We start from the raw sequence: 15,116 nt of genomic DNA, 5'->3' as shown, positions 1-15,116 counted from the left end.
GTGGCCGAGGCTACGGCCGATATTCAACCACGGTCGGTGTTGGTGGACTCCGACGGCCGTAGATCGGTGATACCCGCGGGTGGCAGACCCGCCGCATAGGCCAGTACTTCACCGAAAGCTTCTACGTGCGGAGCCATCTCGGTGGTCCGGGCCGTCCACGACGCCCGCAGTTCCAGCTGATGTGCCCGGGGTGGCCCGGCGATATCGCCGTAGCGCACCGAACTGGTCGAGGTCACCGTTCCGCCGAGCGCGGTGAACGGTTCGTCGTGCGATTCCAGGGCATCCACCAGCCAGCTCCACGCGACCTCCGGCAGCAGCGGATCGGCTGCCAGGGCGCCGTCGATATCGGCCTGGATATAGGCGACGAGCCGGAACACTCCGTGCCAGGCCTCGTCGCCGTTCGGGTCGTGTAGCAGAATCAGCCGGCCGAACGCATCACCCTCCGAATCGATGGGCACCACCGGTGAGTCCTCATGGATCACCTCGGCGCCGAGTGCGTAGGAATACGGGGCGAGACGCTGCGGCGGCCGGATCGGGGACAGTTCGATCCGCGGATGTACGGACGCGGCGCCCATCGCCGAAACGGCAGCGCGAAACGATGCGGGTTCGTCGCCGGGCCCATCGTTCGGTGCGCCGTCGCGGATATCGAGCGGTGTCACGGGAGTGACGGTAGACCTGTAGTAGCCGGGGCGTGTGGAGGCGCGCCGGGCGACCGTTGTTGCTGGGCGTTCGTGCCCCTTCGTGGTAAATACCGCGCAACTGTCCCGCTGGTCATCCGGTCGAGGGTCGAGTCCGGTACGCAGGACGGACGGGGCAGTGGTCCGGGCTTGCACGCCGTGGCAGGCGGGGCCGCATACGATGGCCGGTGATGAGCACTTACACGCGCCGCCAGTTGTCCGATGCCCCGTTCCTGGCCGCCGCAACCGGGGCGGCACCGGCCCGGCGGCCGGTCTGGTTCATGCGGCAGGCCGGGCGGTCGCTGCCCGAATACCGGGAACTGCGGGCAGGTATCGGAATGCTGCAGTCCTGCTTCGATCCGGAACTGGTCTGCGAGATCACGCTGCAGCCGGTCCGCCGGCACGGGGTGGACGCGGCGATCCTGTTCTCCGATATCGTCGTCCCGCTGAAAGCGGCCGGTATCGACCTCGATATCGCCCCCGGGGTGGGCCCGGTCGTCACCTCACCGGTGCGGACCGCGGCCGATATCCAGGCGCTGCCCCGCCTGCGACCCGAGGAAGTCGGTGCCGTCACCGACGGGGTCCGGTTGCTGGTCGGCGAGCTCGGGCAGACCCCGCTGATCGGATTCGCCGGCGCTCCCTTCACCCTGGCGTCGTACCTGGTCGAGGGCGGGCCCAGTAAGCATCATGAGCGCACCAAGGCGATGATGCACGGCGATCCGGCCTCCTGGCACGCGCTGCTCGGCGTGCTCACCGATATCACCATCGTGTTCCTGCGCGCCCAGCTCGACGCCGGGGTGGACGCGATCCAGCTGTTCGACTCCTGGGCCGGCGCCCTGTCTCTGGCCGACTATCGCCGGTATGTCCTGCCGCATTCGGAACGGGTTTTCGCCGAAGTCGCCGACGCCGGGGTACCCCGGATCCACTTCGGTGTGGGCACGGGGGAACTGCTCGGTGCGATGGGGGAGGCCGGCGCCGATGTGGTCGGTGTCGACTGGCGGGTACCGCTCACCGAGGCGGTCCGCCGCGTCGGCCCCGGAAAAGCCCTGCAGGGCAATCTGGACCCGTCCGTGCTGTTCGCCGGCGGGCCGGTCGTGGAGGCCGAGGCGCGGCGGATCGCCGACGAAGCGGATTCCGCGCTCGCGATGGGCGCCACGGGCCATATCTTCAACCTCGGCCACGGCGTGCTCCCGGATACCGACCCCGGGGTACTGACGGCGCTGGTCGAGCTGATCCACGAGCTGTAAGACCGCCGGCTCGACCGACCGTTGCTGCGCACGGCGCAATAACGGTTACGGTCGGAGGTATGAGAATTGCGGTGGTCGGTGGGGGAATCAGTGGGCTCGTCGCGGCGTACCGGCTGCGGCAGGCACTGGGCGCCTCGGCGGAACTCACGGTGATCGAGGGACGTGATCGGCTGGGCGGTGTGCTGCGGACGGAAGCGGTCGGTGGTGAACCGGTCGATCTGGGGGCGGAAGCGTTCGTGGGGCGGCGGCCGGAGGTCCCGGCATTGTTACGGGAGCTGGGGATCGCCGACCAGCTGGTGCATCCGGCCGGGCTGCGGCCACTGGTGTGGGCCGGCGGGCGGACGTATCGGCTACCGGAACGGACGCTGATGGGTATTCCCTCCGGCCCCGACTCGGTGGCAGGGCTTCTCGATGCGGACACAGTGGCGCGGATAGCCGACGAACCCACCCGGCCCTTCAGCTGGCGGCCTGGCGCGGATACCGATGTGTATTCCCTGGTGGCCGACCGGTTCGGGGCACAGACAGTGGCGCGCAGTGTCGACCCCTTACTCGGCGGCGTCTACGCGGGCACGGCCCGCTCGATCGGTCTCCGCGCGGCCCTGCCCGCGCTGGCCGCTGCCTTGGACCGGGGCGCCACCAGTCTCACCGCCGCGGTATCGGCGACACTGCCGCCGCCGTCGAGCGCCCCGGTGTTCGGTGCCCTGCGCGACGGTTACGGGGTTCTGATCCGCGCGCTGGCCGAACAGACCGCGGCGACCACAGTCCGCGATACCGGGGTCGACTCCCTGCTCCGGGTGCCCGGCGGCTGGCGGGTGGACCCGGTCGGCGAGTTCGACGCCGTGGTACTCGCTACCCCGGCGCCGGTGACCGCCCGATTGCTGGCGGAGGCGGCCCCGGCGGCCGCACGGGCGGCTGCCGGAATCGAACTGTCCTCGTCGGCGCTCGTGGTCCTCGAGCTGCCGAAGGACACCGCGTTACCGCAGAACTCGGGGGTGCTGGTGGCGACGGGTGAACCACTGCGGGCCAAGGCGTTCACACTGTCGAGCCGGAAGTGGCCGCATCTGGCCGCTCGTGACACCGCGGTGGTCCGGGTTTCGTTCGGGCGCTTCGGCGACGACACCACGACCGCGCTCTCCGATACCGACCTCGTCGCCGCTGCCACGGCCGACCTCGCCACCGTGACCGGTGCGGCCATCACCCCGAATTCGGCGGTCGTGCAGCGCTGGCCCGGTGGGCTCGCCCAATACGCGCCCGGTCATACCGAGCGGGTCGCCGAAATCGAGGCCGGACTGGCGGGCCTCGACGATCTCGCAGTGACCGGCGCGTATCTGAACGGTGTGGGCGTACCGGCCTGCGTCGCCTCGGCCACCGCCGCGGCCCGCCGGATCGCCGCGGCGTGCACTGATGCGGCTTCCACAGGCCGGTGACTGCGAGCGTCGCTCCGCCGAGATGCCGCCATCGGGATACCCACACGTGCAGTCCGTCGGCCCCGGTCGTCCGGTGGTCGTCGCGATTCCGGAGTCAGGGAATGGGTGTACAGCGGTGAAGTGACGAATCGAGACCGGAGCCGAACCGGCGCCGTTGGAAACCGCGGTGAATCGACACGGCCGGGCGACGCAGATTACATACTCGGAGACGGTCCGGTTCCGTTCAGGTGGCACGATAGGGATATGGCGCGACTCGATTACCAGGCTCTCAACTCCACCATCCGCTATCTCATGTTCTCCGTGTACCAGGTGCGGCCGGGTGCGCTGGGTGAGGACCGGGCGGCGGCGATCAAGGAGGCCCGCGCGTTCTTCGACGGTCTCGCGGATCGGGACGTGGTGGTCCGCGGCGTCTACGACGTGGCCGGTATGCGCGCGGACGCGGATTTCATGGTGTGGACACACGCCGAGCGGGTCGAGGATCTGCAGGCCGCCTACGCGGATTTCCGGCGGACCACCGAACTCGGCCGGGCCAGCACTCCGGTGTGGAGCAATGTGGCGTTGCATCGGCCGGCGGAGTTCAACAAGAGCCATGTTCCGGCGTTCCTGGCGGGGGAGGATCCCGGGAATTACATCTGCGTGTACCCGTTCGTCCGGTCCTACGAGTGGTACCTGCTGCCCGACGAGGAACGGCGCAAGATGCTGGCCGATCACGGTAAGGAAGCCCGCGGATATGCGGATGTGCGGGCCAATACCGTCGCCTCGTTCGCTCTCGGCGACTACGAGTGGATTCTCGCATTCGAGGCGCCGGAACTGCATCGGATCGTCGATCTGATGCGCGATCTGCGGGCCACCGAGGCGCGTATGCACGTCCGGGAGGAGACCCCGTTCTTCACCGGCCCGCGGGTCGAGATCGAGCAGCTCGTCACCGCGCTGCCCTGACGGTCGATACCGACCGCCCGGTAGGCCCCCGAAAATGGGGGCATGTGAACCGGGCGGTCGTTACGTAACGTACCGATCGGCAAACGGGGAGCTCACTCCGCTGAGCTGGTCGAGGGGTGCAGCCGCAGCGAGATCGAGTTGATGCAATACCGCTTGTCGGTGGGTGTCGGATATCCCTCACCCTCGAAGACGTGTCCGAGGTGGCTGTGGCAGTTGGCGCACAGCACTTCGACACGGCGCATCCCGAGCGATTCGTCGGAGCGTAAGAGCACCGCGTCCGAATCCGCCGGATCGAAGAACGACGGCCAGCCGCAGTGCGATTCGAACTTCTCGGAACTGCGGAAGATTTCGGCACCGCAGGCCCGGCAGCTGTACACACCTTCGGCCGTGGTGTCGGTGTATTCACCGGTGAACGGCCGCTCGGTGCCGGCTTCCCGGAGCACGGCATACTCCATCGGATCCAGTTTCGCCCGCCACTGCTGCGGGGTCAGCTGGATTTTCGGGGCGGGCAGGGAGGTATCGGTGGTGTCCGCGTCGGAACTCATGCCTCCACGCTAATACGTTCCCGCCGCCGCGTCTCGTACCGGCTCAGCCGCGCACACTCTGGGGTTCGGCGAGCCGGGACGCGACCGGTGCCGGATCGGCAGGCCGGGTGCCGGGGCGTTCGCCCAGGCCGCCGCTGGGGACTGCGGGTGCATCGGTGGTCTCCCGGGAATCGGGTGCGGTCGCCATCCACTCCGGGTCCAGATGTGGCAGCCGGCCGGCCCGGCGGGCTGCCAGGTACCGGTCACCGAGGACGCAGAACACGACGATCAGCAGCAGACCCCAGCCGAAGGTGATCCGCAGGTACTCGAGGTTGCGCCCGATATCGGGCCAGCGGTCCGACAGCCATTTGTCGTAGGACATGAACCCGAATACCGCCAGCCAGGCCGGCCAGTTGCGCAGGACCGAATTGCGCAGCACCACCGACATCAGGAACGGGAACAGCAGCATCGAGTAGTACATCTGCCCGAGCGACAGGAGCAGGAACTCGGCGGTGAGCAGCAGACCCGCAGCGGTCGTGACGAAGAACAGTTCGTCCTTGCGGTAGTACCGGTACAGAATCCACAGCGAAATCAGCACCAGGACCGCCATGGTCCCCCGGATGCCCCACATCAGCCACGGCGGCAACCCGTAGTACTCGGCGTTGCCCGGGATCGAGCTGTTGAAGTAGTCGCGGGTCTCCATCAGGTACGGGGTGGTCCGGGAGAAGAACGCCTCCGGATCCTTGGACAGCGGCCAGGCAATACCGGTGAGCGCGATGGGCACTGCCACCGCCGTGGCGACCAATGTCCACTGTTTGCGCACCAGGGCTATCAACAGCAGGGGCGCGAGGGTCGGTTTGACCGCCATACTCAAGCCGAGTATCACGCCGGCCCAGAGATCGCGTCTCTGTAGCAGCAGGATCAGGAACAGCATCTCGGCGAGGAGCAGGCATCCGTTGACATTGGTGAACACCAGAGTGTTGATCACCGTCTCGGACATGAACATCGCCAGCAGCAGCGCCGGTGCGGCGATCGACCGCAGCGTGTAGTTGAACAGCTTGAGCAGCAGATACCAGGCGATGAGGATCGCGACCGCATTGAGCAGGATGAACAGCCAGCGCGACTTCTCGTAGTCGATCACCGCGATCGGTGCGATCAGCAGGGTGCCGCTGGGCGGATACAGGTAGTGCGGGTCGACCGAATCGAAATTCGCCGTGTAGACCTCACGCCCGTTCAGGAAATCCAGCGAGGCTTGATACACCGGCTTGTAGTCGTCGGTGACGAAACCGTTGACAGCCTTGATGAACACCCGGTTCAGCACGGTCATGATTGCCAGCGGCCAGAGCGCGAACCGGATCACGTCGGCGGTGGTTCGAGCGGTGCGGGGCTCGAGCTGTCGAAGGAACACCACGGCACGGTACACCGGACGGTGCCGTGGTGTTGCCGGGACCCACCCTCGACGCGCCGGTCAGACGCACCTCGGGCCCGGCGGGGCGAACGGGTATCAGGCCGGGCAGGCGGTTCCGTCGCCCGGGAGTTTGCCGTCCTTCAGGTACTCGACGACAGCAGTCTGCGCGCAACCGGAATGGGCGCTGACCGGATGACCCCAGCCCTGCCAGATCATGGTCGAGTGCCGGGCGCCGGCGGCGCCGAGCGCGCCGGTCACAGAGGCCTGGGCGGCGCCGGTGACCGGGTCGCCGACACCGGACAGCACAAGTACCGGCAGCTCCAATTTCTCCAGTGCGGGCGACGCCTCGGTCACCGGCCACGCCGAGCAGACCAGCATCGACACCGCGGCCGATCGGCCGAACGCGGGATACTTTTCGGCCCAGATCGCGGACAGATCGGTCACCTGGGGCGCGGGCGGCGGCTGCGGCATATCGGTGCAGCTGTTGACGAACTGGCCGTCACCGGCGGTGGCGGTCTGCTGCCGGTCGATAATCGCCTGCAGCGGGCCCCGGTCACCCCGGTCCGCCGCGGACAGCGCATCGGCCAGTTCGGCGACCCGGCTCGACTGGTCGGCGCGCGGGCTGCCGAGGAAACCGGTCACCGCGGTACGGACCGCGTTTGCCGAAATGTCGCCGAGCTGTCCAGCGGCCGCCTTGCCGACCAGTTCGGTCACCTTCGCCCGCGGGTCGGGGCCGAGTGAACAGGCGATCCCGGCGCACTGCTGCGCGAACGCGCTCAATGCCGCTTCCGCACCTTGCAGCGTGGTTTCGGTGCGGGTGACGGCGTCCACGCCGACAGGTGCGGGGGAGTCGAGGACCAGCCGGGCGAGCCGATCACCGTATTTGCGCCCGTACTCGAGGCCGACCTGAGCGCCGCTGCCCGTGCCCAGGAGCGCAATATGCTCGACATCCCATTCTCGGCGCAGTTGCTCGATATCGTCGGCGGCATGTGCGGCATCGAAGGTGCCGTCATAGGGCTGCAGGAAATCCCGGCACGCGATGGTCCCGTTCCGGGACATGTCGACCATGGCGGCCACCGGGTCGCCCCCCGGCGCAAATTGCGCGTTGTCCTGCAGACCGGAACGGATCTCGTCGGGCAGGCAGTCGATCGCCTGAGAGCTGCCGATACCGCGGCGGTCCACCGCGACGACAGGCTGTGCGGCCAGCAGTGCACCGGCGGGCCCGGTGACCATGCCCGCGAGGGTTGCGGTGGACGAGCGGTCCACACCGGAGGTCAGGACCAGCGGGGGTGCGTCGGCGGGGGTCTGCGGGAGGCGTGCCCGCAGCGCACCGGCACGGAAATTGCCGCGTACCGTGCCCGCGGTGTCGATCGGGGTGGAGAAATCCGCGCATTCCAGTACCAGGCCGGTGGGGCCGGGCCCCAGGCCGAGCTCGTCGAATGTTTCCCGGGTGCAGTCGCGCCAGGCCAGCTCGTTTTTCGGAACCTCTGCCGCGGGCGGCGGCGGAACCTCGGCCGAGGGAGCGGAATCGCCTGGTACCGGCGGACGTTCGACGGCGACGTGCGGACGGTCCGACGGTCCGGCGCCGCAGCCGGCGATCATGATCAAGAGTGCCGAGGCCGGCACCACTGCCCGAGTCCAGCGCATGCGTTACAGCCTGCCAGGTCCGCTCCGGGTTCGCCTGCGCGGGACACCACCGGCGTGCGCGACTCTGCCGGAGCCGCAGGGAGTCACCCGCCGGGCCTCGGCGCCGGGATCAGGCCCGGACCCAGCGGGTGAGCACCGTTCCGTCGGTATCGAACAACACATGCGCCGGAGTCATCCGACGGGCGAATTCCTCATGTGAGACCGCGATCCGCCGTGCCCCGCCGCCGATGAGCAGCGGTGCGGTGGTCAGGCAGAGTTCGTCGACGGCACCTGCTCCCGCCAGCGCCCCGAACAACTGCGGCCCGCCCTCGCACAGGACGCGCCGTAGCCCGCGGGCGGCGAGCGCGGCCGGTAGGGCATGCGGCTCGATGAGATGGTCCCCGACCTCGAGCACCTCCGCGCCCGCGTCCGTGAGCGCCCGCTTCCATGCGGACGGTGCGGCCGCGGTGGTCAGGATCAGCGTGGGGGTGACAGCGGTGGTGATCACCCGGTGCGCCGGATCCAGCGCGGCGGAGGCGGTGACGATCGCGATCGGCGGCGGGGTGCCGTCCGGATGGCCGCCCACGCCCCGGAGGGACAGGTCGCGGCGGAAGTGCGGGTCGGTCTGGGCGCCGCCGTAGTTCTCGGCGCGGACGGTCCCCGCGCCGACGAGTACCACCTCGGCGAGTTCGCGCAGCAGATGGAACACTCGTTTGTCGGCCGGTGTGCCGAGAAATTCCGAGACCCCGCCCGTGCCCGTCACCGCGCCGTCGATACTGGCGACGAAATTGACGCGGAGCCAACTCCGTTCCGGTTCGGCCGGATAGGCGTACAGATCGGTCAGGGCCTCGTTGTCGAGGTCTGTGAGCTGGATCGCATCGGGGCTACGCTGCATAACAACAGCTCATACCACGTCATTAGGCTGCATTCATGCAAGAACGCCTCGTCGACCGCCGCCCGGAGGTCCCCGCCGACCAGTTGGTCGCCCAGATGGTGCCGCCGCCCATGTTCGACGAGGTCGGTTTCGACACCTACATTCCCGATCCGAACGAGCCGAGCCAGGCCGCGGCGGTGGCCGCGGGACGCATATTCGCCGGCAAGGTCGCCGCCATCCACAAGGCCTCGCACAAGAAATCGCTGTTCGGCAAGAAGAAGCCGGTCCAGGGTGCGGGCCTGTACCTCGACGGCGGATTCGGTGTCGGCAAAACCCATCTGCTCGCCTCGATCTTCCACAGCGCTCCGGCGCCGAAATCGTTCGGTACCTTCGGCGAACTCACCAACCTCGTGGGCGCGCTCGGTTTCACCAACGCGGTGGAGCGGCTGTCGGCCAACAGTGTCCTGTGCATCGACGAGTTCGAACTGGATGATCCCGGCGACACCATGCTGGTGTCCCGGCTGCTCACCGAACTGTCTGCGGCCGGTGTCTCCATCGCGGCCACGTCCAACACTCTGCCCGGGCAGCTCGGGGAAGGCCGCTTCGCCGCCCAGGATTTCCTGCGCGAGATCAAGAAGCTGGGCTCGATCTTCGAGGCGGTCCGGGTGGACGGCCCCGATTACCGTCACCGCGATCTGCCGCCCGCTCCCGAACCGAGCAGTGCGGAACAACTGGCGGATCGCGCGGCGTCGACACCCGGCGCGACCCTCGACGATTTCGACGCCCTGCTGCAGCACCTCAGCACCCTGCATCCGTCCAAGTACGGCGCACTCATCGACGGCGTACCCGCGGTGCTGATCTCCGGTGTGCATCCGGTGACCGACCAGGCCGTCGCCTTGCGCCTGGTGGTACTCGCCGACCGGCTCTACGACGCCGGTACGCCCGTCACCGTATCCGGGGCGAAACTCGACGAGATCTTCTCCCAGGAGATGCTCGACGGCGGGTACCGAAAGAAGTATCTGCGTGCGATCTCCCGGCTGCTGGCGCTGTCCCGGTTCGAGGTCGCGGCCTGACCGTCATCGAATGACAGTCGGGCACGGGCTCCTGTCGTCGTCCGGGACGCGCGGCGCCACGCCGATACGTGGTTGACCTCGTGGCTCGCGGTTGGTTTGCTGAACCGGGCGCCCCTCGGGGGATGCTGTCGAATATCGAGGGGAGTCCGGCCATGGCCATGGTTCATCGTTGCGCGCCCGTACCGGCCGCGGTACTGGCGGGCCTGCTGGTCGCGTTCGGTCCCGCGACGGCGGTGGGCCTCGCCGATCCGCCGGCCGCCGCCGAAGTGCTCCAGGTGGACCGGTCGCTGCATCTGACCGGTGCCCCGAACGCCCGCGACGTCGGCGGCTACCGCACTGCCGACGGCCGGACCGTCCGCACCGGAATCGCCTTCCGCACCGATCAGCTCACCGATCTCACCCCGGCCGACCTGGCCGAACTGACCCGGTTGGGCGTCCGGGAGGTCGACGATCTGCGCACGGTGTACGAGCGCGCCCTCGCCCCCGACCGGATTCCGGCGGGCGCCCGGTCCAACTGGTACGACGTGATCGGCGCCGCCCCGCTGCCGGAGCTCATGTCGACCCTGGCCGGCGGGTCCGATCTGTACCGGGCCTTCATCACCGCTCCGGGCGCGAACCAGGCGGTGGCAGCGGTGCTGCGGGATATCGTCGAGAGCGGCCGTGATCCCCAGGGGGGAGCGGTTCTGTTCCACTGCACCGCGGGCAAGGACCGCACCGGTTGGGTGGCGGCGGTGCTGCTCACCGTTCTCGGCGTGGACCGCGATACCGTTACCGCGGATTTCCTGCTGTCCAATCATTACCGCCATGCCGCGCCGGGTGACGGGCTGGCCGGGGTCGAGCAGGAATGGCTCGATTCGGCGTTCGACCAGGTGCAGCGCAGCTACGGCAGTTTCGACCGCTACGTCGGCGAGGGCCTGGGATTGAGCTCCGCCGAGATCGACGCGCTGAAAACGCGCATGCTCGACTGATACCGCCGCGGTCAGAACGCCAGGCGCAGCACGTAATCGTGGTGTACCTGGCGGCCGACGGTGAACGTTCTGGTGCCCACCTGCTCGAAGCCGTACTTGGCGTAGAAACGTTGCGCGCGCAGGTTCTGCTGGTTCACGCCGAGCCAGACACCGGCGTAGTCCGCACCGCGGGCCCGTTCCAGCGACGCCCGCATGAGCGCGGCCGATACCCCCGCGCCGTGGTGACCGGGCAGGACATACAGCTTGCTGATCTCCAGTACCGGGTCGAGCGCTATCGCCGCCGCCACCGCGGGATCGTCCGGTATTCCCCCGTTCAGGATGGCGTACCCCACGATCTCGTCGTCGGCGACCGCTTTGAGCACGGTACGGGCCGGATCGGACAGGTATTCACCGAAACGTTCCCCGGACAGCACGTCCGCGACGAACACGCCGATATCGTCGGGATCGGTACCCGGCGGGCAGGCGAGCGGGAAGGTCGCAGCAGCGACATCGCTGAGCGCTTCGGCGTCCCACAGTCCGGCCCGGTCCACGGTGACAGTGGTCATAGTTCAATGAGACCACAGCGGCCCCGGCGAACGGCATGTGCGCTGGTCGCCCTGCCGCGACCGGTCCCGCCGGCAGCCACCGGTGCCGGTCGCGCCGCCTCCTCGCGACCTGCGGCGATGGCCGAAATGCGATCTCCGGCTTTGCTGCCGGACGCATCCGACGTAATCTCTCGCCCATGAGGAGCGGGAACCGCATCGCAATCGTCGGTGCGGGTATCGCGGGTCTGGTCTGCGCGAAGGTCCTGACTGAGGATGGGTTCGCGGTCGAAGTGTTCGATCGCGCCCCCGATATCGGCGGCGTGTGGAGCGAGACTCGCCGTTACCCGGGCTTGCGGGCGCAGAGCACCAAGAACACCTACCACTTCTCCGACCATCCGATGCCTGCCGACTACCCACGGGTGCTCGACGGCGCACGGATGCAGGAGTACCTGTCGAGCTACGTGCGTGCCTTCGGCCTGACCGATCGGTTACGCCTGCGCACCGAAGTGGTGGCCGCGGATCCGGTCGAGGGCGGCTGGCTGCTCGAGATACGCGACGCCGACGGGGTACATCGCACCTCCTGCGATCACCTGATCATTGCCAACGGTGTGTTCAGCGAACCCGAGATCCCGGACTTCGCGGGCGCGACCGCCTTCGCCCGCGCGGGCGGTCAGCTCGGCCATTCCACCCAGTTCCTCGATGTGGAGGCCGTACGTGACAGGGCAGTGGTCGTGGTCGGCTACGGCGCCGCGGCCGCGGATCTGGCCACCGAGATCAGCAAGGTCGCCGCGGATACCACGATGGTCGCGCGCCGGCTGCTGTGGAAGCTGCCGCGCCGTCTCGCCACCGGGATCGACGCGGAACGGATCCTGCTCACCCGAACCGGCGCCGCGCATTTCGGCCACCCCGAACCCGGCCGGATCGAACGTCTGCTGCACGGGCCCGCGCGCTCCTTCCGGGAGAGCAATCTCGATCTGATCGAGGCGCTGGTGGCGCAGCGCTCCGGAGCCGCCGAACTCGGGCTCGTCCCGGACAGTCGGTTCGAACAGGCCTATGACGCCGCGTTCGGTCTCGCCACGGAGGGGTTCGCCGAACAGGTGACCCAGGGACGTCTCACCGTGCGCGGGCAGACCAAGGTGATCGCGCTCGGCGGGGGACCGGCCGGGCCGTTCGCCGAACTGTCCGACGGGCAGCGGGTCCGGGCCGATATCGTCGTTTGCGCCACCGGCTTCCAGCAGCGGGTCCCGTTCCTGACGCCCTATGTACAGCGGCAGCTCACCGACGACGACGGCAATTTCCGGTTGTACCGGCAGATCTTGCCGCTGGATGTACCGCATCTGACCTTCGCCGGTTACAACACCTCGCTGCTCAGTGCGGTGACCACGGAAATCGGTGCCCACTGGACCGCGGCCCTGCTCACCGGGAACCTGGCGCTGCCGCCGGTCGAAACCATGAGCGAACGTATCGATACCCGGTTGCGCTGGCTGGACCAGCACACCAGTGGACGTCACGCGCACGGCACGATCACACCGGACGCGATCCGCGATATCGACGAACTACTGGGCGATATCGGGGTCCGGTTGCCGTTCGGCGCGCGCACCGCGCAGTGGCTGCGCCCGGTCCGCCCGGGTGACTACCGGGTGGTGTCGCGCCGCAAACGCGGCCCCGGCATGCAGGCGACCGCGCCCGCCGCCGCGGAAACGGCCGCGGCTCATCCCGCTACCGCTCCGCTCGCGGCGCAGGCTGCTCCGCACGGTCCCGCCGAAACCCCTGGCATGCCCACCGGGCCTGGGCCCGATGCGGTCGCTCCACTGCCTGCCGGAGCGCAACCCCCACAGCCCCAGGCCCCTGCGGCCGCCGCCGAATCACCGACCGTCCGGATCCCGGAGGCGGTCGCCGCGAGCGCGGTCCGGACGACCACCCTGCCCGCTGTGGACCCCACCGCCCGCACCCGGCCGGTTCCCGAGGTCCGCCCTGCCAGTGCACCCGCCGGATCCCGCCCGATACCCGCCCCTTCCCAGTTCGTCCCGGCAACCCCCGTACCCGCGGTAGCGCCCCGGCCCGCGGCCGTAGCTCCTCAGCCCTCGGCGGTAACGCCCCAGTCTTCTCCCGTGGCGCCCCGGACGCCGGCGGTAACGCCTCGTTCCACCCCTGCGGCCCCGTCCGCAGCCGCCCAGCAGGCCGCCGCCGAGGCCGAGCGCAGAGCAGCCGCCGAACAGCGCGCCGCCGGAATCGCCGCCCGTTCCAACAATCCGACGGTGCGAATCGATATGCGTACCGCGCAGTCCCTCGCCGAGGGACCCGCCACGGCGCAGCCCGAATCGGTGCCTGCTCCCGGCTCTACCGGAAAGGCAGGCACCGAGTCGCCGACGCCGCAACCCGCGGATCCCACCGACGATTCGACGGGTGATATTCGGCCACAGGCCGGAACGCCCGAGGAAACCGGCGGATCCGTAGCAGCCGAACCGGCAGGGGAGGAGCGTGCGAACAGCGCTTCGCAACCGATCGGACAAGACGGGGCGGAGAAAACCGGACCAGCCGGGACGGAGGCCGAGCGACCCGAGGCAGGACCACCTTCCGCACCCGAAACCGCCGGAGATCCCGGCCCGGCCGACCCAGTGACCACCTCGGCCGCAACGGGCGTTGCTGCGGACAACACGACCACGTCCACCACCCGGGCTGCGGCGACGACCGCCGACGATACGGAGGGGTCTGCCGCCGAGGCGGAGGGCAATGCGGAGCCGCGGGTCGAGGTCGGCGCCGCGGGGTCCGGCTCGACCGGGCAGATCGCCGCGTTCGCTGCCGCCGCCACGCCGCCGTCCGATGGCCGACCCGGTGCGGCCGAGCAGTCGGGCCGTTCCGTTCCGGGAGGTACCGGCGCAGCCGATGCCGGCAGCGGATCCTCGGAGCGACCGACCGATTCGGTTGTGGCGGACGAGTCGACTGCGCCTGCCGAATCTGCTGGGTCCGGCACGAAATCTGCGGAGCCGAAATCCGGGGACGCGGCGGATACCGCCGCGCCGTCTCCCGGCGCCGGCCCGCGCACCTGACCCGCGGCGGTGGCCGATCTCGACCTGAACCTGCTGGTGGCATTGCACGCGCTGCTCGAAACGAACAGCGTCACTCGCGCCGCCGAACGGCTCAACACCTCACCGCCCGCCATGAGTCGCACGCTGGCCCGGCTGCGCCGGGTCTACGGCGACCCGCTGCTGGTGCGCGCGGGCCGCGAGCTCGTGCCGACCCCGCGTGCCCTCGAGCTGAGATTCGAGGTGAGCACACTGGTCGAACAGGGCCGGGCGCTGCTGGCGAAACCGGATACCGTCGACCCCACGGCCTTGGTCCGGGGGTTCGCGCTGCATGTGGACGATGCCGTGTTGCCCGAACTTGCGGGGCCGCTGCTGACCGCGGTCCGTGCGCAGGCTCCGGGCGTCACGCTCCGTTTCGTTCCGGCCGATGCTGCCGGGGCCGCGAGCGCACTGCGGGACGGCCGTATCGATGTCGAGGTCGGGGTTGTCGACCGGGCCGATCCGCAGACCCGGGAGGAACGTGTCCGCGGCGACCGGCTCATCGGTGTCGCCGCGCCCGGCCATCCACTGGTCGCGGACCGGGTCACCGTCGCCGCCTATGCCGCGGCCGCCCATATCAGTATCTCGCCGCGCGGTATCGCCCGCGGCGTCATCGACGACCGCCTCGCCCTGCACGGCCGCACCCGCCGGGTCGTGGCGACTGTGCCGGATCTCACCACCGCGCTGCTGGCCGTGCGGTCCGGTGCGGTGGTCTGCCCGGCGCCGGCCGTTGTCGCGAACACGACACTGCCCGCATTGGGTCT

13 protein-coding genes are annotated in these 15,116 nt (G+C 69.2%); 7 read left to right on the top strand and 6 right to left on the bottom strand.

Translation table 11 applies throughout. The annotated features are described in order from the left end of the window. Positions 1 to 23: 23 nt before the first annotated feature. Positions 24 to 659, bottom strand: coding sequence for a DUF3000 domain-containing protein (locus ON22_RS16625; RefSeq protein WP_081595621.1), 636 nt, complete (start codon positions 657 to 659; stop codon positions 24 to 26). 209 nt (positions 660 to 868) lie between these two features. Between ON22_RS16625 and hemE the strand changes: the two genes are divergently transcribed. The 3 genes from hemE to hemQ all read left to right on the top strand — a co-directional run bounded on the left by hemE (position 869) and on the right by hemQ (position 4,290). Then, positions 869 to 1,924, top strand: coding sequence for a uroporphyrinogen decarboxylase (gene hemE, locus ON22_RS16620; protein WP_051157714.1), 1,056 nt, complete (start codon positions 869 to 871; stop codon positions 1,922 to 1,924). Between the two features lie 59 nt (positions 1,925 to 1,983). After that, positions 1,984 to 3,351, top strand: a complete 1,368-nt coding sequence (locus ON22_RS16615) for a protoporphyrinogen oxidase (RefSeq protein ID WP_033241514.1) — start codon at positions 1,984 to 1,986, stop codon at positions 3,349 to 3,351. 243 nt (positions 3,352 to 3,594) lie between these two features. Further along, positions 3,595 to 4,290, top strand: a complete 696-nt coding sequence (gene hemQ, locus ON22_RS16610; protein ID WP_033241515.1) for a hydrogen peroxide-dependent heme synthase — start codon at positions 3,595 to 3,597, stop codon at positions 4,288 to 4,290. A gap of 92 nt (positions 4,291 to 4,382) precedes the next feature. Here the strand turns inward: hemQ and msrB are convergent, their stop codons facing one another. The 4 genes from msrB to ON22_RS16590 form a co-directional block, all read right to left on the bottom strand. Beyond that, entirely contained in the window at positions 4,383 to 4,835 is a 453-nt protein-coding gene (gene msrB, locus ON22_RS16605) for a peptide-methionine (R)-S-oxide reductase MsrB (protein WP_051157713.1), read from the bottom strand. Between the two features lie 43 nt (positions 4,836 to 4,878). Continuing rightward, positions 4,879 to 6,237 carry a glycosyltransferase family 87 protein gene (locus tag ON22_RS16600; RefSeq protein ID WP_081595620.1) on the bottom strand — a complete coding sequence of 453 codons (1,359 nt, stop codon included), beginning with the start codon at positions 6,235 to 6,237 and terminating at the stop codon, positions 4,879 to 4,881. An 81-nt stretch (positions 6,238 to 6,318) separates the two neighbouring features. Then, a complete protein-coding gene (locus tag ON22_RS16595) occupies positions 6,319 to 7,869 on the bottom strand; it encodes an alpha/beta hydrolase (protein WP_033241516.1) in 1,551 nt (516 codons plus the stop codon). A gap of 109 nt (positions 7,870 to 7,978) precedes the next feature. Beyond that, positions 7,979 to 8,743: a pyrimidine reductase family protein gene (locus ON22_RS16590; protein WP_033241517.1), complete on the bottom strand. Its 765-nt coding sequence runs from the start codon at positions 8,741 to 8,743 to the stop codon at positions 7,979 to 7,981. A 35-nt stretch (positions 8,744 to 8,778) separates the two neighbouring features. On the opposite strand from ON22_RS16590, the gene zapE reads away from it, so the two are divergent. After that, complete coding sequence (gene zapE, locus ON22_RS16585; RefSeq protein WP_033241518.1) at positions 8,779 to 9,795, top strand: cell division protein ZapE; 1,017 nt, start codon at positions 8,779 to 8,781, stop codon at positions 9,793 to 9,795. A gap of 152 nt (positions 9,796 to 9,947) precedes the next feature. Beyond that, a complete protein-coding gene (locus tag ON22_RS16580) occupies positions 9,948 to 10,763 on the top strand; it encodes a tyrosine-protein phosphatase (RefSeq protein ID WP_231507922.1) in 816 nt (271 codons plus the stop codon). An 11-nt stretch (positions 10,764 to 10,774) separates the two neighbouring features. Here the strand turns inward: ON22_RS16580 and ON22_RS16575 are convergent, their stop codons facing one another. Beyond that, positions 10,775 to 11,308 carry a GNAT family N-acetyltransferase gene (locus ON22_RS16575; protein ID WP_033241520.1) on the bottom strand — a complete coding sequence of 178 codons (534 nt, stop codon included), beginning with the start codon at positions 11,306 to 11,308 and terminating at the stop codon, positions 10,775 to 10,777. A 176-nt stretch (positions 11,309 to 11,484) separates the two neighbouring features. On the opposite strand from ON22_RS16575, the gene ON22_RS38005 reads away from it, so the two are divergent. Together ON22_RS38005 and ON22_RS16565 are read left to right on the top strand one after the other, a co-directional pair. Next, the gene (locus ON22_RS38005; protein ID WP_063820597.1) at positions 11,485 to 14,337 is read left to right on the top strand and encodes an FAD-dependent oxidoreductase; all 2,853 of its coding nucleotides are present in this window, start codon (positions 11,485 to 11,487) and stop codon (positions 14,335 to 14,337) included. Positions 14,338 to 14,346: 9 nt separating this feature from the next. Then, positions 14,347 to 15,116, top strand: a 770-nt coding sequence (locus ON22_RS16565) for a LysR substrate-binding domain-containing protein (protein ID WP_043740244.1), incomplete at its 3' end; no start/stop codon positions are given.

Origin of the sequence: Nocardia carnea NBRC 14403 (genome assembly GCF_000308515.1) — a bacterium.
In the GTDB taxonomy this organism is placed as follows: Bacteria; Actinomycetota; Actinomycetes; order Mycobacteriales; family Mycobacteriaceae; genus Nocardia; species Nocardia carnea.
This window is presented reverse-complemented; position numbering and strand designations above follow the sequence as displayed.